Source organism: Alcaligenes sp. Me129, from assembly GCF_050487245.1.
Lineage (GTDB): Bacteria > Pseudomonadota > Gammaproteobacteria > Burkholderiales > Burkholderiaceae_B > Alcaligenes > Alcaligenes phenolicus.
Window position 1 is genome coordinate 272,537 of the sequence record NZ_JBKQGX010000001.1, and the last position, 18,972, is coordinate 291,508.

Genomic DNA, 18,972 nt, shown 5'->3' on the forward strand with positions numbered 1-18,972 from the left:
CCTTTACTGATACTGCACTGGTTGTAATGTGTTAGACAACCCTGGTTCTCCAGGTTTGGCGGACCGCAGTCTGGATAGTCAGGCTGACCCTTTCGCTGTCTTTGGTTCTAACTGCATAGGCTTTACCCTTCTTTTGTATCGTTCCTCCACACTGCATATGGCCTTTTCTACACTTTTATTTGCTCCAGGTAACCGTCTGATATCGATACTGGTTTTCCTGTTTTATGCCACTTTATTGTCGACTAAGGATATGTACTCTTACGGAGCAGGAGCATTGGCTCTATTCTCTTTATGGAAAATACGTGACTTACGAAATATAGAGCTTGGAACAAAAGAAAAACTCATTTTAATTTGGATGCTAGCATTTGCGGGTATCAGTATTGCAGTGACAGTCTGGCATGGATCGTATATGCGCAGTTTTGAGGTGCCAGTCAAGTTTGTTTTTGGTGTGTTGTTAGTCCTGTGCATGATCAGATTCCCTCCTCAACCAGGCATGTTTTGGTTAGGGCTATGTACTGGGGCTGCTGCCGGTCTTGCTGTTGCCTCCTGGAAAATGTGGCAGGCTGGAGATTTCAAGGCATTTGGTTTTACTGGAGCCATTCAGTTCGGGAACTTGGCATTGAGCATGGCTGTCCTATTGATGGCGGCGTTGTGTTGGCTACTCGCGCACCAGAATATGAATCGTCGGCTCTGGTTCACAATTCTGACGATCGGGGTGGTTTGTGGCCTGTTAGGTTCCTATTATTCCGGTACTCGTGGTGGATGGGTGGCGATTCCGTTATTCATCCTGCTGTTTTTGTTTGCCTATGTCCGTCGTAGCAATGTCCTGGCTTGTAGCGTGGTACTGCTGGCTCTTGTAGCCAGCATAGGACTTCTCGCCTTTCAGTCTCCTTTAGTGGGTGAGCGTATTGCGTTGGTCCACCACGAGCTGGCCGATTATGAAATAAATGGCACAAGCAGCTCGAGCTCTTTAGGGGCGCGATTTGCGATTTGGGAAGCCTCATGGGAGCTTCTCAAAGAGCGTCCCATCCTTGGTTTCGGGGAGGTGGGCTATCGGAAAGCCTTGCAGCTTAGGACAGAGGCTGGCCTAGTAGGGGCCGTACCCGCAAGTCTAGCTAACACTCATAATGCTTTTTTAGAGTTTTGGGTGTTGTACGGCCTATTGGCTTTGTTTTCGTTACTTGCGATGATGTTAAGTGCAGGTTGGTATTTTCTTTCTTATATTCGAAATAAGGACTCAGTGTTGCGTAGTTATGCGTTGAGCGGTGCATGCTTGGTGGGTGGGTATTTTATTTATGGACAAACTCAAATCATGTTGTCTCGTAATAATACACTGCTGTTTTTTCTGTGTACTTTGGCAATTTTGATAGGCCTTATGCATCAGCGTCAATGTGAGCTAGCGAAAGTCTGATTTAATAATAGCTAGATGTGGCTTTCAGTATTAATCCTGTCTTTTTTGACCAAGCGAAGAAGATATTTATAGTTAGTGTCGGTCTCTTTTTTGGATTCCTTGACTGGATTTTTTCTTTCTTTTAGGTTTTATTAAGTAGGAACTGCTCCTGAATGACTAATATCCCAGCCCGACGATTTAAAAAGCTGTATGAGCAAATTTTGCTATCACGTATTCTATTTTTTATAACTGGGTGGCTGCTTACGGTTTTTTTACCTGCAGTAATTTATTGGGATATTGATGCATTTCTCAGACCAAGTACTGGCCAGTACGTAGGCTTATTGGCGAGCACAATGGCATTCTGGGCTACTAACTTTAGTTTGAAATACTGGCTTATGCCTTTTCCAGGAGGACGCTCTGTCGGTTTGGTATTGACGCAGGTCTTTACTATCTATCTATCTAGCTGTTTTTTTTATTACTTTATTTCTTAGAGTTGAGGCTTCTCGGGCGTTGCTATTAATGTCAGCTGTATTGGCTATGTTGTTCTTTTTATTTGAGCTGCGTGTGGCTCAAATATATTACCGTAGTAAGTTGGCGGTTTTACCTAAAGGTTTTGCTTTAAATCTCTTGGGACTTACTGAAGTGGATGCACGGCCTTTGAGTGCCTTAGTCTTGGGAGGCATTCGTTATGATGGTGTAGTGGCGGATTTTGGGGTTTTGAGTGCTGAAGAGGAGCGGTTTTTAACTTCTTGTGCTCTGCAAGGGGTGCCAGTATATAACGCCAAGCAGATTTACGAATCTATTACAGGCCGGGTGAAAATAGATCGCATGTCAGAAAACTCTATCGGGGCGCTTTTGCCATCTCCAGTATTCGAAAGAGTGAAGCAATGCATTGATATGACACTAGTTTTGTTGGCCGCTCCATTCTGTATTCTGATTGGACTGGTCACAGCTGTGTTGATTAGGTTGGAGAGTCCGGGACCGGTTATTTACTCGCAGTTACGCATAGGTAAAGGGAATCGCCCCTTTCGAATTTATAAGTTCCGTAGCATGCGTTTTGATATAGATGCTCCACCGCAATTTGCTGGAGAGAATGATCCACGCATCACGCGGGTTGGTCGTATTATTCGAAAACTGCGTATTGACGAGTTACCACAGTTTGCTAATGTCTTAAAAGGGGACATGAGTTTGATCGGGCCCCGTCCAGAGCAACCTATTTTTGTAGAAGAGTTCGATCGGAAAATTCCATTCTACAGTTATAGGCATGTGGTCAAACCCGGTATTACTGGTTGGGCACAGGTCAGACACGGTTATGCTGCTGATGCAGATACCACACAGATTAAAATTGAATATGACTTTTTCTACATTAAGCATTGCTCCTTCAGGTTGGATTTTTATATTGTCCTGTTAACGTTACGCACGATGTTAACTGGATTTGGAGCGCGTTAGGCATTCCTGGTACAGCTTTTCAGTCTTATCGACCATCGCATCGACGGTGAAGTGTGTAAGAAAGTCCTGCCTTGCCGCTTCTCCTAAGCATTGCCGGATATTATCTTGCTCGATCAACGTAGTCAGATGTTCAGCTAGTGCCTGGGGATTTTGGCGGGGAACCAAGTAGCCGTTATGCTGATTTTTTACGCACTCGGCTACACCGCCTACATCGGTGGCTACAATTGGCAAACCAGCGCTCATAGCTTCCAATATGCTCAACGGTAGTCCTTCCCAGTTAGTGCTCAATACAAATACGTCAGCTTCGACCAGATACTGGTTTACCTTATCCGAGGCACCGTGAAAATAAACTTTATCTGACAACTTCAGGCGTTGACTTAAGTCCTGAATTTGTCCTAGGGTTTCGCCAGTTCCTAACAGATCCAACCGCCAGTTGAGAGAGGAGATTAGGTGGAGAGCCTTTAGTAACGTGCTGTGGTCTTTTTGTTGTGAAAATCGTGCCACCATAAGCAGTCGGACTGGTCTCCCTGCCTCTAGCGAAGCCGAGCGCGCTGGTAAACGTGGGTTCTGATCTACTACTCCATTATGTATAACCTGCAGCTTATGGCGGGGGAATCGATAATGTAAAGCTAGGTCCTTATCGTACTGCGAAACGGTAATTATTTTTTTAGCAAAAAAAGCGAGGCTGTACTCTATGCTCAGATATAGCATTCGTTTCTTTTTTGATACCCCTTCTGTAAAAGCCCATCCGTGGGCTGTAAAGACGCTAGGGACACCAGCCAATAGCGCTGCCACGCGACCAATTGCGCCTGCCTTCGAGGAATGTAAGTGAACTAGGTCAGGTTTGACCTGCTTAAGTATCTGCCTTAGTTGACGTATGCAACGGTAGTCAGATCTAATTTGAATAGGGTGCACCAGCTCCCCCAGATTTTGTATGGGGATGCCTCGTTGTCGAGCCCGATCGAAAAGTTCTCCGTCTTTGCCTCCTGCAAGAACTAGGACATCATGCTTACGCCGTTGCATCTGCTCAGCAAGATCAAGTACATGTATGCCGGCGCCGCCGATTTCGTCTCCACGCGTGATGAGATACAGTATTTTCATATAAATTAAAATAGCAGTTTATAAGGCAAAAAGGGACTGAGGGAGAACCATACTCTAGCTAGTTAAATCAGGCCCGCCTGAACAAGTCGATAGAAGTCACGAACGTCGCATTGACGAGGCTGGCCTTGAGCTAAGTGATGACAGAGATCCCGTAGATCAAGGAGGAAATGGGATACAGAAGCGCACTAGAGAGGCCTGCAGCAGAACGAAGCGGTCCAAGGTGATCAAGGCCAAGCCGAACAAGATGCCCTTTTTATGGAGTGGTTGTTTTCTGAGAAGCGACCAGTTTTTCAAAGAGCGCATCCCATTGTTGCAGAACCTGCGGTAGCATGTATTTGGCTGCAGCAACTCGGGCATTGTTCCGCATGTCAGTACATAATTCAGGCTCATTGAGCAGTTGCAATATCCCCTTGGCCAGGGCCGCCGGGTTGGCAGGGTCACACAATAAGCCATCCTGCCCATCAGCAATTATCTCACGCGGGCCAAAATCACAGTCGAAAGATACTATAGGCAGGCCGCAGGCCTGAGCTTCTAGTAAGACTAGGCCTTGGCCTTCGTAGCGTGAGCTGACTGCCAGCAGGGTTGCTCTCTGGTAATACTGGAAAATCTGATTAGTAAAAGGTAGCCAAGTGAGCTGGGCGCTGATGCCTAATTGCTCGGCCTGGGTATGCAAAGCGCTCTGTTCGGGACCTTCGCCGATGATGGTCAGGTGCGCGTCCGGGCGTTGTTCGGTCACCAATGCCCAGGCCTGAAGCAGATAATCAAAGCCTTTCTGATAAGCTAAGCGGCCAACGGCCAGCACCTGATTGTCGGGTACCGCGTCAATCGGTTGCTCAGGTGTTGGCAGATTTACAGGATTGGAAATGACTGTAATGCGGTGTACGAACTCCTGGTAGAGCTTCGCCTGGGGCTGCGTCAGTGAGAGTACGCAGTCTGCATGTCGATATAGCAGGCGACAGGTAAAGCGGGTCAGGGAGCCAAACGCAGCCGGGTTGTTGTGATCGCATACGATGAGCGCTGGAGCGCCCCGCAGCCTGAGTGGGAACTTGAGTGCCAGAATGGATAGCAGAGCGCACCAGGGGCCATTGGCGATCAGTATGTCAGCTCCGCGTACGTCGGGCTGGCGTCTGATAGCAAAGATATCCTGTACATAATTGAGCAAGCGCCGCCCTCGACCAGGCTGGGGGGCATGCATTAAGCTACTGCGCTTGATGTCGGCATGCAAGGGATACACATCGGTGACTTGTCCTTCTCGTACAAGTAGAGAAACATCATGACCGTCCGCAGCCCAGCTGTTCAACAGTAGCGCCAGCACGCGTTCAACGCCGCCTTTGATGAAATAGCTGTCATATAGTTGGACGATTTTCATGGTGCAGCGGCCTCTTGAGATGTGACGCGTGAGTAATACAGCAGCAATGTACCGATCACGAAACTTATCGAGTAGGCTGCGCCGATGGCTAGTGGTCCCTGTTTCCAGGAAAGAGGCAAGTCTAGCAAAAGGATTGAAGCGGCTGTTGCTAGACCTGCTAGCCATTTGATTGTGACGGCATAATGCAGCCCGGCTCGTATGAGGATGGCATCTAGGCTGAGAGCGGCAAACCCCGGAATCAATATGAGTGAGCCCAAGCGGATAATGCCAATGGCCGGGTCAAATGCAGGGCCGTAAATCAATGGAATGAATAACGGAGCAAATAAGTTTACGCCCGCGGTCAGAATCAATCCAAGCATGATCAGGGCAGGTATGAAAAGAGGGGAGGCCTTATGGGTCGCCGACTCCCGGCGATAAACGAGGGACGGCGCCAGGGCTGCAATGGCAACTGGGCCAAAAAACCAACCACTATCGATCAACCCAAAGGCCGCTGTGTATTGACCATAAAGAGCGGCACTCAGGCGAGTTTCCAGTACGACCCGGTCTAGGCGTTGGATCAACACAAGGGCCAACACGCCAACCCAGACAACGAAGCCTCTACTGAGTACCCAGGTCATGTATTCTTGGCATGCGTGCCAGCGCCATGGCGGCCCGTCGTCCCGGATGGCATAGACGTACCAAGCGGCGATGGCGAAGTACTCAGCACTGTAGATCAAAATAAACCAAGTGACAGAAGCATCCAAGAAGTACAGTGCAGCAATACAGATCAGTTTCAGGCAGGAAATCACCAGCCTGACAGCAGTGATGACACGGGTGTTTTGACTAACTTCTCTAATCAAACGCAGTGTATTAAATGGCTCTGCGACGAGTAGCGATGCAGCTAGAATAAAGAGAAGCGGTTGTCGTGAATCAGGTTCTGCAGCCACGGTCCACACCATCATACTGATACTGGCTAACAAGCCCACTAATAGGCGTAGGACGAACACTGAGCCTAGTAAGCGTTTCCGGCTGGCAGGGTCGTTACTTGCAGCCAGTTGCGGAGCAACCGTTTCAGAGCCAGCCATAAGGCTGATGGCGGAGAACAAAAATAGTAAGGCGAGTGCATATTGGAATTCACCGAAGGCATGAACACCCAGCGTACGCGCAATTAAACCTACTGATATGGCTGAGAATGCAAGCTGAAGCAGTTTTTCCAAAACTAGCCAGATCAGGCTGGAGAGTTCCCGACGGGCTAACAGTTGGCGCAGACGTAAAGGTAGGGCTCTCATCACGAATCAGTGCGATCTACGCCGACAGGAAAGCGGAGGTGCAGGCACAATGCCTTGGCCCCGTAAAGCATCACAGGCCCAGTGTTTTCTAGGGTAGGAGACCCGAGTGCATTGTGATAGGTGCGCCATTGCAGATTGCGAACTTTCTTTGATGAACAGGACTCAGGTTGCACACGATAGTGGGTCATCGGAGTGGTAGCTGGCAGGTGATAACCAACTGAAACACGCAGCAATGCCTTATGTGCCTTCGAGGCGCCTTGATTAGCCTGGCACATCAAAACCTTTACGCGATCCGCAATACGCTTGGCAATGGCCAGCGTTCGGGCCGCGCTATAGGCCAGCATAAAAATTGAAACCCGGGCAGACTCAAGCATGTTGGATCAATGTCTCCAATTGATTGCGGTACTGCGATGAATACACGTCGTGGGCATATTGCCGATAGTGCTGATCCCATATTGCCCTTGCCCGCTCACCACGAGCCACAAGCTCAGCTTTGGTAACATTGGCGAGCCATTCACGAATTGCGTCGGTAGTTTCGGCCAGCGCCCATCCGGTCTGTTCTTCTACTACGCGCTTACCGGGCGGAGTACCTGCCGTGGTAAGTAAGGCTCGCCCCAGAAGCAAGTGTTCGTAGTATTTATTGGGGGCAGCATACCTGTGGTTGGGTATGCTCAGGTAATAAAACCCGACGACGCAGTGCATGCCGGATAGCATGTTCAGGCCTGCTTCGTGGCTAAGGGGGCCGTGTGCGATGATGTTGTCGTGATCGCGTGCGGCGGCCTCGACGCGGCTGGATAACGGCCCGTAGCCACCAACATGCAGCTCTACGTTGGGGCAGCCCGCGCAGGCCGCCAGAAGATTTTCCAAACCCCGATGTTGTTTTTCCAGAATGCCTAGGTAGCCAATGCGAATGGGGCCGGATTCAAGTGGATCAAGTGGTTGAGCAGGCAATTGACTGGCGGGTACATTCTCCACGACCATGATGTTGGGCGCCGGAGCGAGCGAGTGCTGCTGATAGCGGGATTCGTCAGCCAGCAGAGTCAGATCCGCATGGCGGGCCAAGAAACCTTCGATGCAATTGAAGAGCAGGCGCACTGGGCCGCCGATGGCACGTGAATCGGCATAGTGATCATAAATGTCGAAAACGAGTGGTTTGCCAAACAGGCGGCAGAAGATCCATGCAGCTAGGGTACTGTCAAGGTCCACAGAGTGGACCACAGAGAGCTGCCGCCTTTGACGAAAGAGGGTGCGGAGAATAAATATGTTCCAACCTATCAACGCCCACAGGTTCCGCCAACGCGCACCCAAAGCGGCAACTTTGTTGTACAGAAACACTTTGTCTTCGCCGGCAGGAATATTGGCCTGATCACGGTCCCAGCCTATGAAACTGACTGTGTCCCCCCGTGCTTTCAAGGCATGAGCATATTTACTCATGCGAGCATCAAGCTGTGGCAGCAACGCTCTGACGAATGTGATATGCATGGTTCTGATTTGCCGCCGAATCGAAATGATGGAATAGAAGGAAAAAATAGAATATGAAAAAATTTTGATACAGCCATTCGGATTTCACAAAAAAAATCAGGCTGTAAACAGTGAAGAGTGTAAGGTAAGTCCGAGATAGCAGGGGCGAATGCCGCGAGCGTCGCCATGTAGATACGAAAAGAAGCAACCAGAACAGGATAAACAGCATGCAGCCGAGGTATCCAACCAGATAGGTCAAACGTACAAATCCAGAGTCACTGTAGGCCAACCCCCTTTCTTCGTACTGTTCATTATCTCTGAAGTAGACCCCCTGACCAACCAGCGACGAAGGCTTCACGAGGTCTCCGGCATGAAATGAAAAGGATTGTTCGTTCATGGGTTGCTGGCTGGTAGTTTGAGGACTGTTGGTGGGCAGTCCTTGGTAAGACTCGAGAGTAACGTCTAGCGATGCGGAAGCGAGTGTGCCTCGCTCCAGGGATGTCTGGATCGGTTCTAGCAGCCATGTGATCAGTTGTTGGCCATCTTTGGAGACTCTGGGAAGCAGAGCGAGCAGCAAGCCGATGACCACGTAGACGAGGCACAACGACAGCCGCTGGCGCAGGCTATGAGCAAGAAACAAACTAGTGAGTATGTAAATACCTATTAGGGGTAAAGCGCTACGGCCACTGAGCAACGCTGCCAGAAGGCATGTGATTTCTATGCACAAAAACGAATATGTCACAGCTCGAGAGCCTGTGTTGCTGCGCCAGACAAGCATTCCAAGTGCAGCAAAGGCGAAGGCTACGCCATGCGAGGAAAAAAGAAAGCCATTGGGCCCGAGAAATCGGAATGGATGGCCATGATGATTGCCGCTGATGACCTGCTCAACCCGGAAACCACCCAGTTGTTCGATGCTCCATTCATGAAACGACGGGATGAGAAGTTGGAACACCATCAGAATCAGCGGGAGTATCACAGCCAGCCAGAATACTTGCATGGTCGCACTTGAACTGAAGCCCAAGCGTTGCAGTGTGTGCATGGCACCATAAGTTAGCAAGCCCAGCACGGGGATCTTGAACATATATGCTATGAAAACTAACAACTCAGAATGCTCGCTCCCCTGCATCAGGTGGAAAAACAGAATGCCGCAAAGCAACAGATAGGGTATCCAGGCCAAACCGAAGAATTTCCTGACAGCCGCAGGCCAGTTTTGCCCTCCTGCCAAGCAGGGCAGGAGCATACAGGCGCCAACAATCTGGCTGGAAAATCCAGCCCAGGAAAAGGGCCAGACGATGCATGACGTGGCCAAAGCAATCCATGCGGCGGTCAGATTGATGCAGATCGGATGGGGCTTGGTAAAAGCAGTGTTAGGGGTAGTAAGTGTCATGGAATTCCGAACAGGATCATATATCGATCCAAAGCCTTGGTTATGTACTTCGGCTGTTGATAAAAAGGACATTCCGATCAATCCCGATCGACTGAGTAATCTTCTCTTTATATTAATTGCGGAATGTCAATCAACTAGCTTCGAACTTAAACCAAACCATACAATTAAGCAGCGCAACGATCTCTTTGTTACTTTGACATAGCTCCGATCTTAGCGAAAGGCACTTCGATTGTAGCGGTTTTTGCTGCATGCCCAATTGGGCTGTGCTTGAGACATTGCTTTGCCGTAATAGCGGCGCAATATGCTGAAAGTCGATCCTGATGCACTGGAGGTAATCTCTCAGGGTTAAGCCAAAATTTGGCAGACTTTGACTAATCATGCTGTAGACGCGGCCGCTATTTTCGAACCTGCTGTCTGCCAGTTTCCGCGGGGTCAACCTGAAGGCAGGTTGGTGGCTCATGGAGGGGAACTAGTTGCTAATTAGTCTGGCTCTGTGCTGATGATTCTCGAGCCTTCAAACCTGAACTGGTATTTGTAGGTGAGGGCGGTCGCCTATTGTTCCCCTGGTTCTAGGAGGTGAGTGACTTGGACCCCTATGAGGAGATCGGACAAAATAAGTTTGCGTAAAGAATTCATATTTCATTATTTTTAGTTATAAGCAAATAAAGATGCGTCTCCCCAACAGGTTTAAGCTTCAGTTTTCGCCTGTTTCACGAGATCGTTATGTTTTCCCGTTATTTAGCCCCCAGCCTTCTTGCCCTCTCTGTTTCCTTCTCCGCACAGGCTGCCGAGCAAGCGCTGGAGATCGGCTATTTGCCCATCATGCCTGCCGCTCAATTGTTCGTGGGCTTAGGGTCTGGCGACTTATTGCCAGAGGGACAAGCGGAACCCAAGCTGGTTCAGTTTCAAAGCGGTCCAGCGCTGACCCAGGCCTTGATCGCCGGTCAGCTGGATGTTGCCTATGTGGGTATTGGCCCCGCTTTGGTGGCCAAGGCTAAAGAGGCCGACGTTAAAGTAGTCGCCTCCAATATTGTGGAACAGGTCAGTGTGGTCGCTATTGGTGATCTGGCTGCTTATCTTGATGCCGACAAGCCTGATTTCGCAGCGGCTGTGGCCAAGTTCACTCAAGAGAAAGGTCACAAGCCCAAGGTTGCCAGCTACCCCAAAGGCGCTGTGCCAGAGGCTGCCTTGCAGTACTGGCTGCGCAATATGCTGAAAGTAGACCCGAATGTGGTCGAGGTGATCTACCAGGGCGAGGCCCAGATTCAACAGGCCTTGAGCAATCACGCTGTTGATGCCGCCGCCATTCTGGAACCTACGGTTAGCCAAATTCTGCAGCGCCAGCCCGATGCCAAGATTGTGGCTCACGGTGGGGAGTTGTTCCCCAATGAGCCCGGCTCGGTACTGCTGGTGCGTGAAGGCTTGATCAAATCCAATCCTGATCTGGTTCAGCATTTGGTGAATGCTCACCTGCGTGCCACTGCCATGTTGCGCGACGAGCCAGCCAAGGCAACGCCTTATGTGCAGAAGTATGTAGGCGGTGGTCGCTTGCCTAAAGAGATTGTGCAAGCCGCTATCGAGCGCTCGCGTGATCAGTTCCAGCCTGATCCTCACAAGATTATTGATGGCACGGTTCAGCTGCAGGATTTCCAGGTTTCTTTAGGCACGCTGGCTACCAAGCTGGATGATGTTCAAAGCCTGTTTGACGTTCGCTTTTATGAAAAGGCAGCACCGTAATGAGCGTTGCGAAACAAGCAAGTTTGCCCGCCGCAGCACCCGCAACTGCGGGTGCCCTGGTTGATGCCTTGTGGCGTCGCGGTCTGGAGCGGATTGTTTACGGCGTAGCCGGTCTGGCCTTGTTTATCCTGGTGTGGCGCCTGGCTTATGTCTATGGCTGGGCTCCGCGCGGTACGCTGCCTGATCCATTGAGCTTGCCCTCGGCTTTGTTCCAGGAGATTGAAGCCGGTCGTCTTTGGCCGGCTGCTCAGTCCAGTCTGGTGCATTATTTCTGGGGCTTGGGCATCGGCACTTTCCTGGGTATTGCTTTTGGTCTGGCGGCGGCAACGATCCATCGCTTTGATTTACTGCAAGCTTACTTGGTTCGCTTGCTGCGTCCTATCCCGCCCTTGGCGTGGGTGGTGTTTGCCATTGCCTGGTTCAAGGTCAGCCACACTGGTGCAGCCTTTGTGATTGCAATCGGTGTGTTCTGGCTGAATTACTTTGCCACTTACAGTGCGGTGCGTTCGGTCGATCCCCGCTATTACGAATTGGCTGCGGCTTTCGGGCATAACTCCTATTTCGCTCGCGCCTGGACGGTAGTGTTGCCAGCGATCAGCCCCGGCTTGTTGAGTGGTGTGCGTGCTGGTATTGGTCAAGCCTGGATGACATTGATTGCGGCCGAGTTGCTGGGTGTGCCTGGTATGGGTCAGGAAATGAATGCCGCTGCGGGTGTGGGTGCTTACGATGCGGTGGTGGTCTATATGTTGATCATCTCGGTGGTCTACACCTTGTGCGATATGCTTTTTCTGGCTTTCAACAAATGGGTACTTCAGTGGCAGCCTTGATTCAGTTCCAGGGGTTTGGTTTTCAGTACCCCGGTGCGCCTGCACCAGTGATCCGCGATGTGAATCTGGAAGTTCAGGCAGGGCATTTTGTGGCGATTGTGGGTGGTTCGGGTGTAGGCAAGAGCACCTTGTTGCGTGCGGCAGCCGGTTTGAGCCAGCCTAGCTTCGGACATCTGCGTTCCAACCTGCAAGATAGTCCTGGCCGTCGTGCCAATGCCTTCGTGTTTCAGGACAGTCGTCTGTTGCCTTGGCGACGTATTGCTTCCAACGTGGCTTATGGTCTGGAAGGGTTGGGCCTGTCGCGTGAAGAGCGCGATCAGCGTGTGGATGCTGCCTTGAATCAGGTGGGTTTGGCGCATCTGAAAGACCGCTGGCCACATCAACTGTCGGGTGGTCAGGTGCAGCGCGTTGGCATTGCTCGTGCCTTGGCCGTACAGCCGGATTTGTTGTTGATGGATGAACCTTTTTCTGCCGTGGATGCCTTGACTCGTCAGGCCTTGCAGGATGAGCTGGTTCAAGTGTGGCAGCGTAGTTCAGCAGCAGTTCTGTTTGTGACGCACGACATTGACGAAGCGGTCTTTTTGGCCGATACCATTATCGTTCTGGGTGGCAGCCCGGCTGGTGTCAGCGCCCGGATAGAGGTAGACCTGCCACGTCCGCGAGATCGCACTACACCCCGCTTTGGGGAGTTGGTGAAAGAGGTTGGTCAGGCCTTGTAATTACGTCTGCCATTGCATCAAGAAGAACGGCCCATTGAGTGGGCCGTTTCTGTTGCCTACTCTTGTCTGCTGGTTCTGCATGGGTATGCTCAGAGACAAAACAATCAGGCCCTGTGCTCACTTCTACCTTGTGCGCTTTACACTACTTGTTTGACGCCTAAGCACATGACAAGGAGAGGACATGAAGCACCCGGTAAATGCATTCAAGCAGGCTTTGCGGCAGGGCAAGTCCCAGATTGGTTTGTGGCATGGCTTGGCCAGCCCGTATGTGGCGGACCTCTGTGCAGGCCTGGGCTATGACTGGATCTTGCTGGATGGCGAGCATGTTCCCAATACGGTACAGACTTTGTTGGCGCAGTTGCAGGCCGTATCGGCCCATCCTATTGCGCCGATTGTGCGTCCCAGCTGGAATGACCCTGTGCAGATCAAGCTGCTGCTGGATATGGGGGCTCAGAACCTTTTAATTCCCATGGTGCAAAACGCGGAGCAGGCCAAAGCGGCTGTTGCCGCGACACGGTATCCTCCGCATGGCATTCGAGGGGTGGGTGCAGCCTTGGCACGTGCTGCTCGCTGGGGGGCGACCACGGACTATGTGGGGCGAGCCAATCAGGAAATGTGCGTGATTTGTCAGGTGGAAACTCGCGAGGCACTGGATCATCTGGACGAGATTCTGGCGGTGGAGGGCGTGGACGGTATTTTTATCGGCCCGGCGGATTTGGCGGCCAGTATGGGGTATTTGACCGAACCCGGGCATCCAGACGTTTTGTCAGCGATTGAGGATGCGATTGTGCGTATCAGCAAGGCGGGTAAGGCTCCCGGAATCTTGCAGGCCAATGTCGAGGCAGCGCATCACTATTTGTCCTTGGGGGCCTTGTTTGTGGCCGTAGGCGTGGACGCGGTGTTATTGCGGCAGGCGGCAACGGCTTTGTTGGGTCAATTCAAGGACGAGGTTGAGGTGCCCGTTGCTCAGCCCGGCGCAGCTTACTAAAGCTGGTTTGATCGCCAGGCGTCTTGCGGATAGCCGCTCGGTCTTAGTTATTTTGTAAAGGCCGGGTCTGCTTTCTCAAGCGCCGCTCTCGAGCAGGAAGCTCAGCAAGCTTTCTGCGCTCGGTTGCAGGTCACTGCGGCGGCGCACACCGATCAGAATTTCTCGCTGGCTCCATTCTTCGTCCAGCTCAATCACACGGGTATTGGGGATCTGATAAATGCTGGCGCTCTTGCGCGGCAAGATGCCAATACCCATGCCTGCATTGATCAATAAGCACATGGCGTCGTAGCCAGAAACCTCGGTGCGGATACGCACCGAACGGTTGGCTTCCATGGCGATTTTGGTGATCTGGTAATGCAGCTGCGTGCCGGTCAGTAGCGTAATCTGCTCATGTTCCAGCGTCTGCTCGAAACGGATTCTTTCATGCTGAGCCAAGGGGTGATTGATAGGCACCAGCACGACTAGCTTGTCACTGCGAAATGGGTAAGCTTCAATATCGGCTGCATAAGGCAGGCGAGTAAACACCCCCAGGTCGGCTTTGCCCTCTGCCAGAGCCCGAATAATGTCCAGGCTGGTTTGTTCTTCCAGTTGCAGGGGAATAGCGGGGTGCAGACGTCCAAATTTGCCCAGAGGCTCGGCTAGAAACTGAGAGATAGCCGATGTATTGGCCAGGATATGTACCAGCCCTTGCTGGCCTTGCGAATACGCTTGGAGGCGCGTCTCGATCTCTTGAGCACTGTTGAGCAAGGCACGTGAGCGGTACAGCAGTTCCAGGCCCGCTGCCGTTGGGCTGACACCTTTGTTCGTACGCAGCAGCAAGGTGGTGTTCAGAGACTGTTCCAGATCCGCAATCCGGCGGCTGACCGCGGCGGCAGCAATATGCTCACGCTCTGCCGCTTGGCTGATCGTGCCTTCTTCCAGGATGCGGACAAACAGTTTGAGGGTTAGAAGGTCCAGTTTCATGCAGGCATCATATCGCTTTTTTTTGCTTATCTGCATCTGAGCTGACTGTGGCCGCGGAGAGAATCATCGCCCTAAGCTCTATGGCTATTTCGCGTCGTGTCTACGCCATAGATCCATACGGATGTAGTAGTAGAGGGTGTTATCAGCCTGTATCGAGGGCGCACGACCGTCCATGGCTTGGCGTTTGTTTATGAGCCGCCACAACTGCGGTTTTTACGGCGCGCATTGAGGACTTCTAAGCATAAAAAAAAGCCCCGCCGACTGTATGTCGGCAGGGCTTTGTACCGCTAAGCCTGTTCGATCAGGCTTGTGGCTTGGCGCCAGACAGGATGTGGCCAGCGTTAGGAACGCGGGTTTCCAGACCCAGGGTCTTGAGCATTTGGTACACGGTGCAAACAGCGGCGGACAGAACGGGTTTGCCGATCTGGTCTTGGGCGCGCTGGATAGCAGGCAGGGAAGGCATCTGCACGCAAGCGGACAGAATAACTGCGTCCACGTCGTCGTGGTTCAGGCGCTTGACGTGCTCCAGCAGGTTCTCTGGGTTCAACAGGCCCACTTCCAGGTTGTCCGACACTTCCAGGCTGATGGAGTCTTGAACTTCGATGCCTTCAGCTTCGATGTAGTCAGCCACGCGCTTGGTCAGCGGTTTCATGTAAGGGGTGATGATGGAGACTTTCTTGTAGCCGAATTCTTTCAGCGTATCGACCAGGGCACCGGCCGAGCTCAGCACAGGAATTTCCACGCCGTTGTCTTTTACGGTGTTTTGCAGACGCTCTTGCGAGACGCGGTGGTAGCCGTCGCCTTGGGCCATGATGGCGACCAGGCAAGCGTAGGCCATCACGCTCATGCGGGCGTCGCTCAGCTCAACAGCGCAGCGATCGCTGGCGATGTCCATGGCTTTCAGCTCTTCGGGATTCACGTGCATCATGCGCATGCGCGAGGAGTGGAATGTGAAGCGCTCTTCAGGAAACTCGGCGTAACGAGCCTGCAACATGGCAGGAATCTCGGTTTCCATGGTGGTGTTGGAGCTGGGAACGATCTGACCAATGCGGTAGGTTTTCATAGGGATCTGTCTCTGAAGGTGGTTTTTAGATTGACGCCTTCATTCTAGGACCCGTTTTCTTCCTTGCAAATCAATCATCTGTCAACGTGCCATCGCCAACGGCGATGGCAGGAGGGAAGAGATCAGGACTGGCCGGATTGCCAGCGCCAGGCGTCGTCGCACATTTCCTGGATGCCTTTTTTGGCTTCCCAACCCAGTGTTTCGCGGGCTTTCTGGGTATCGGCCCAGCAAGCAGCGATGTCGCCGGGACGGCGAGGGACGAGCGAGTAGGGGATAGAGTGTCCACAGCTGTGGGCGAAGGCTGCAATCATCTCGAGAACGGAATAGCCCTGGCCTGTCCCCAAGTTGACAGTCAGCAGCTCGCTATCCTTGGTTTCCAGGTATTCCAAGGCGGCAACATGGCCTTCAGCCAGATCAGTGACATGGATGTAGTCCCGCACGCCAGTGCCGTCTGCTGTGTCATAGTCGTGGCCGAAAACTTGTACTTGTTCACGTTGTCCAGTCGCAACTTGCGCGATATAGGGCATCAGATTATTAGGAATGCCTTGGGGGGCTTCACCAATCAGTCCGGACTCGTGAGCGCCTACTGGATTGAAGTAACGTAGCAGGCCAATGCGCCAGCCCGATTCGCTTTGGTAGAGGTTACCCATTGCTTGTTCCAGCACCAGCTTGGTGTGGCCATAGGTATTGGTTGCGGACAGTGGGTGTGTCTCTGGAATGGGAAGCTGTTGGGGATCGCCATAGACGGTAGCAGAAGACGAAAACACCAGGGTGCGCACATTGGCCTGCTGCATGGCTTGCAACAGAGTCAGCGTACCAGTGATGTTGTTGTCGTAGTACTTGAGTGGTTGGGCGACCGACTCGCCCACCGCTTTCAAACCCGCAAAATGAATGACTGCCGCAATTGTGTGTTGCTGAAAAATCGTGTCGAGCAAGGCTCGATCCCGGATATCGCCTTCGATGAAACCGGTTTGAGTACCCGTAATTTTCTCGATGGCATCCAAGACACTTTTTTGGCTATTGCTCAAGTTGTCCAGGATCAGAACCTGATAACCGTGTGCAATCAACTCCACACAGGTGTGAGAGCCGATAAAGCCGGTACCGCCAGTGACAAGAATGGTTTTGGCCATAGGTCTTTCCAGTTAAATGCAAGTTGAAAAGAAGTGCTTAGTCTATGCGTTTCAAAGCCGTTTTGTAGTGGCCACCGCGTTCGGCGTAAACACTGGCGTTTTGGCGTAGCTTGGCAATGTCTTCATCGCTCAGGGTACGCACGGCTTTGGCAGGCGATCCGATGATCAGGCTGCGTTCCGGGAAGACTTTGCCTTCCGTGACCAATGCGCCAGCACCAACCAGGCTATCGCGACCGATGACGGCACCGTTCAGCACGACCGCCTGGATACCGATCAACGCGCCTTCACCGATGGTACAGCCGTGCAGCATGGCTTGGTGGCCGATGGTGACATGGTCGCCAATATCCAGCGGGTAGCCTGGATCGGTGTGCAGTACTGCGCCTTCTTGCACGTTGGAGCCTACACCCACGGTAATGGTTTCGTTGTCGCCACGGATAACGGCACCGGGCCAGACACTGCTTTTCTCTTTCAATACGACCTTGCCAATCAGGGTGGCCTCTGCGGCAACAAAGCTGCTGTCGTCGATTTGTGGGGCGTGTTGATCTAATTGGTAGACAGGCATGAAAGATCCTTGGGTAATGTGCCGGGCCGCCTATGCCTGAATGAGAAGGGATAGGCCGCAGAGCAGGTGAGCAGGGAAGTTAATAAGGGGCTTGCGTATAAAAGCCAGTGTGGTCATTGTGACCCCACTGGCTTGATCAGGCTATCAGGACTAGCCAGTGCTTAGATCTGTTCTCCAAACAAGTCATATTCACTGGAATCTGTAATACGCACGCGCACCATTTGACCGGGTTCCAGTTTTTGTTCGCTGGTGATGAAGACGTTGCCGTCAATTTCCGGGGCGTCGGCGCTGGAGCGGCCAACGGCATCGCCGTCTTCGTCGATCTCATCAATCAGCACGTCCATTTCGCGGCCCACTTTGGCAGCCAGGCGAGCGGTGGAGATGGCTTGCTGATGTTCCATGAAGCGTTCCCAGCGCTCTTGCTTGACTTCGTCAGGGACGATGCCGTCGAGTTTGTTGGCGGGGGCGCCTTCAACAGGCGAATACTGGAAGCAGCCAACGCGATCCAGTTGGGCCTCGGTCATCCAGTCCAGCAGGTATTGGAAGTCTTCCTCGGTCTCGCCGGGGAAGCCCACGATGAAGGTGGAGCGGATGGTCAGATCCGGGCAGTCCTGACGCCATTGCTTGATGCGAGACAGGGTGCGGTCTTCAAACGCAGGGCGCTTCATGGCGCGCAGCACGGAAGGGCTGGCGTGCTGGAAGGGGATATCCAGGTACGGCAGCACTTTGCCCTCGGCCATCAGGGGAATGATGTTGTCCACATGCGGGTAGGGGTAGACGTAGTGCAGACGCACCCAGGCACCCAGCTCGGACAGGGCGGCGCTCAAGTCCAGCATGCTGCTCTTGACGGGGCGGCCATTCCAGAAGCCGGTGCGTTGACGGATGTCTACGCCATAGGCGCTGGTGTCCTGCGAGATCACCAGCAGTTCTTTGACACCTGCCTTGACCAGACGCTCGGCTTCGCCCAGTACATCACCGACAGGACGGCTGACGAGCTTGCCGCGCATGGACGGGATAATACAGAAGCTGCAGCTGTGGTTACAGCCTTCGGAAATCTTCAGGTACGCGTAGTGACGTGGGGTCAGCTTGATGCCTTGTGGGGGCACCAGATCAATATAGGGGTTGTGATCCAGCGAAGGCGGTGCGGCTTCACGCACGGCGCGCAGTACCTGTTCGTATTGCTGGGGGCCGCTGACGGACAGCACCGAGGGGTGCACGTCGCGAATCAGGCCTTCGTCCACACCCATACAGCCGGTGACAATGACGCGGCCGTTCTCAGCCAGTGCCTCGCCGATCGCTTCCAGCGATTCGGCCTTGGCGCTGTCGATAAAGCCACAGGTATTGACCACCACCACATCTGCATTGTCGTAGCTGGGGGTGATCTGATAGCCGTCGGTACGCAGCTGGGTAAGAATTCGTTCGGAATCGACCAGGGCCTTGGGACAACCCAGGCTCACGAATCCGACTTTGGGGGCGCTCATAGAGGGTCCTTCTGGAGCTTGAGGGCTCGAAATTGGGAAATAGGCTTGATTTTACCGTCCCATGCCCGGATGCGTGC

Annotated in this window: 17 protein-coding genes; 6 read left to right on the forward strand and 11 right to left on the reverse strand. The window is 52.5% G+C overall.

The features are described from left to right. Window positions 1-28 precede the first annotated feature (28 nt). A complete protein-coding gene (locus ACLPGZ_RS01250; protein ID WP_247966369.1) occupies window positions 29-1,411 on the forward strand; it encodes an O-antigen ligase family protein in 1,383 nt (460 codons plus the stop codon). Between the two features lie 498 nt (window positions 1,412-1,909). Further along, entirely contained in the window at window positions 1,910-2,839 is a 930-nt protein-coding gene (locus ACLPGZ_RS01255) for an exopolysaccharide biosynthesis polyprenyl glycosylphosphotransferase (protein ID WP_429640940.1), read from the forward strand. On the opposite strand, the gene ACLPGZ_RS01260 is transcribed toward ACLPGZ_RS01255, so the two are convergent. The 6 genes from ACLPGZ_RS01260 to ACLPGZ_RS01285 all read right to left on the reverse strand — a co-directional run bounded on the left by ACLPGZ_RS01260 (window position 2,816) and on the right by ACLPGZ_RS01285 (window position 9,425). Further along, window positions 2,816-3,940, reverse strand: coding sequence for a glycosyltransferase family 4 protein (locus ACLPGZ_RS01260; RefSeq protein ID WP_429640941.1), 1,125 nt, complete (start codon window positions 3,938-3,940; stop codon window positions 2,816-2,818). The two genes, ACLPGZ_RS01255 and ACLPGZ_RS01260, sit on opposite strands and share 24 nt — an antisense overlap. 253 nt (window positions 3,941-4,193) lie before the next feature. Then, window positions 4,194-5,309: a glycosyltransferase family 4 protein gene (locus ACLPGZ_RS01265; protein WP_247966372.1), complete on the reverse strand. Its 1,116-nt coding sequence runs from the start codon at window positions 5,307-5,309 to the stop codon at window positions 4,194-4,196. After that, window positions 5,306-6,577 (reverse strand): oligosaccharide flippase family protein, encoded by a 1,272-nt coding sequence (locus ACLPGZ_RS01270; RefSeq protein WP_429640942.1) that lies wholly within the window; start codon window positions 6,575-6,577, stop codon window positions 5,306-5,308. Before ACLPGZ_RS01270 ends, ACLPGZ_RS01265 begins: the two co-directional genes overlap by 4 nt. Beyond that, window positions 6,577-6,951, reverse strand: a complete 375-nt coding sequence (locus tag ACLPGZ_RS01275) for a hypothetical protein (protein ID WP_429640943.1) — start codon at window positions 6,949-6,951, stop codon at window positions 6,577-6,579. Before ACLPGZ_RS01275 ends, ACLPGZ_RS01270 begins: the two co-directional genes overlap by 1 nt. After that, window positions 6,944-8,011 carry a glycosyltransferase gene (locus ACLPGZ_RS01280; protein ID WP_247966375.1) on the reverse strand — a complete coding sequence of 356 codons (1,068 nt, stop codon included), beginning with the start codon at window positions 8,009-8,011 and terminating at the stop codon, window positions 6,944-6,946. Before ACLPGZ_RS01280 ends, ACLPGZ_RS01275 begins: the two co-directional genes overlap by 8 nt. Before the next feature lie 7 nt (window positions 8,012-8,018). Continuing rightward, the gene (locus ACLPGZ_RS01285) at window positions 8,019-9,425 is read right to left on the reverse strand and encodes a hypothetical protein (RefSeq protein WP_247966376.1); all 1,407 of its coding nucleotides are present in this window, start codon (window positions 9,423-9,425) and stop codon (window positions 8,019-8,021) included. Between the two features lie 723 nt (window positions 9,426-10,148). Here ACLPGZ_RS01285 and ACLPGZ_RS01290 point away from each other — a divergent pair. From ACLPGZ_RS01290 to hpaI, 4 genes are all read left to right on the forward strand, one after another. Next, window positions 10,149-11,162 (forward strand): ABC transporter substrate-binding protein, encoded by a 1,014-nt coding sequence (locus tag ACLPGZ_RS01290; protein ID WP_321291001.1) that lies wholly within the window; start codon window positions 10,149-10,151, stop codon window positions 11,160-11,162. Continuing rightward, complete coding sequence (locus tag ACLPGZ_RS01295; protein WP_238441731.1) at window positions 11,162-11,989, forward strand: ABC transporter permease; 828 nt, start codon at window positions 11,162-11,164, stop codon at window positions 11,987-11,989. Before ACLPGZ_RS01290 ends, ACLPGZ_RS01295 begins: the two co-directional genes overlap by 1 nt. Further along, window positions 11,965-12,708: an ABC transporter ATP-binding protein gene (locus ACLPGZ_RS01300; RefSeq protein ID WP_226791389.1), complete on the forward strand. Its 744-nt coding sequence runs from the start codon at window positions 11,965-11,967 to the stop codon at window positions 12,706-12,708. Before ACLPGZ_RS01295 ends, ACLPGZ_RS01300 begins: the two co-directional genes overlap by 25 nt. 181 nt (window positions 12,709-12,889) lie before the next feature. Then, window positions 12,890-13,696 (forward strand): 4-hydroxy-2-oxoheptanedioate aldolase, encoded by an 807-nt coding sequence (gene hpaI, locus ACLPGZ_RS01305; RefSeq protein ID WP_254002314.1) that lies wholly within the window; start codon window positions 12,890-12,892, stop codon window positions 13,694-13,696. 75 nt (window positions 13,697-13,771) lie between these two features. On the opposite strand, the gene ACLPGZ_RS01310 is transcribed toward hpaI, so the two are convergent. The 5 genes from ACLPGZ_RS01310 to rimO all read right to left on the reverse strand — a co-directional run bounded on the left by ACLPGZ_RS01310 (window position 13,772) and on the right by rimO (window position 18,895). Beyond that, window positions 13,772-14,659 (reverse strand): LysR family transcriptional regulator, encoded by an 888-nt coding sequence (locus ACLPGZ_RS01310; RefSeq protein WP_429640944.1) that lies wholly within the window; start codon window positions 14,657-14,659, stop codon window positions 13,772-13,774. 301 nt (window positions 14,660-14,960) lie between these two features. Continuing rightward, window positions 14,961-15,722: a maleate cis-trans isomerase family protein gene (locus tag ACLPGZ_RS01315; RefSeq protein WP_429640945.1), complete on the reverse strand. Its 762-nt coding sequence runs from the start codon at window positions 15,720-15,722 to the stop codon at window positions 14,961-14,963. Window positions 15,723-15,844: 122 nt separating this feature from the next. Next, window positions 15,845-16,852 (reverse strand): UDP-glucose 4-epimerase GalE, encoded by a 1,008-nt coding sequence (galE, locus tag ACLPGZ_RS01320; RefSeq protein ID WP_035270245.1) that lies wholly within the window; start codon window positions 16,850-16,852, stop codon window positions 15,845-15,847. Between the two features lie 37 nt (window positions 16,853-16,889). Beyond that, a complete protein-coding gene (locus ACLPGZ_RS01325; protein ID WP_035270247.1) occupies window positions 16,890-17,414 on the reverse strand; it encodes a gamma carbonic anhydrase family protein in 525 nt (174 codons plus the stop codon). A 161-nt stretch (window positions 17,415-17,575) separates the two neighbouring features. Then, window positions 17,576-18,895 carry a 30S ribosomal protein S12 methylthiotransferase RimO gene (gene rimO, locus ACLPGZ_RS01330; RefSeq protein WP_239054718.1) on the reverse strand — a complete coding sequence of 440 codons (1,320 nt, stop codon included), beginning with the start codon at window positions 18,893-18,895 and terminating at the stop codon, window positions 17,576-17,578. Window positions 18,896-18,972 lie beyond the last annotated feature (77 nt).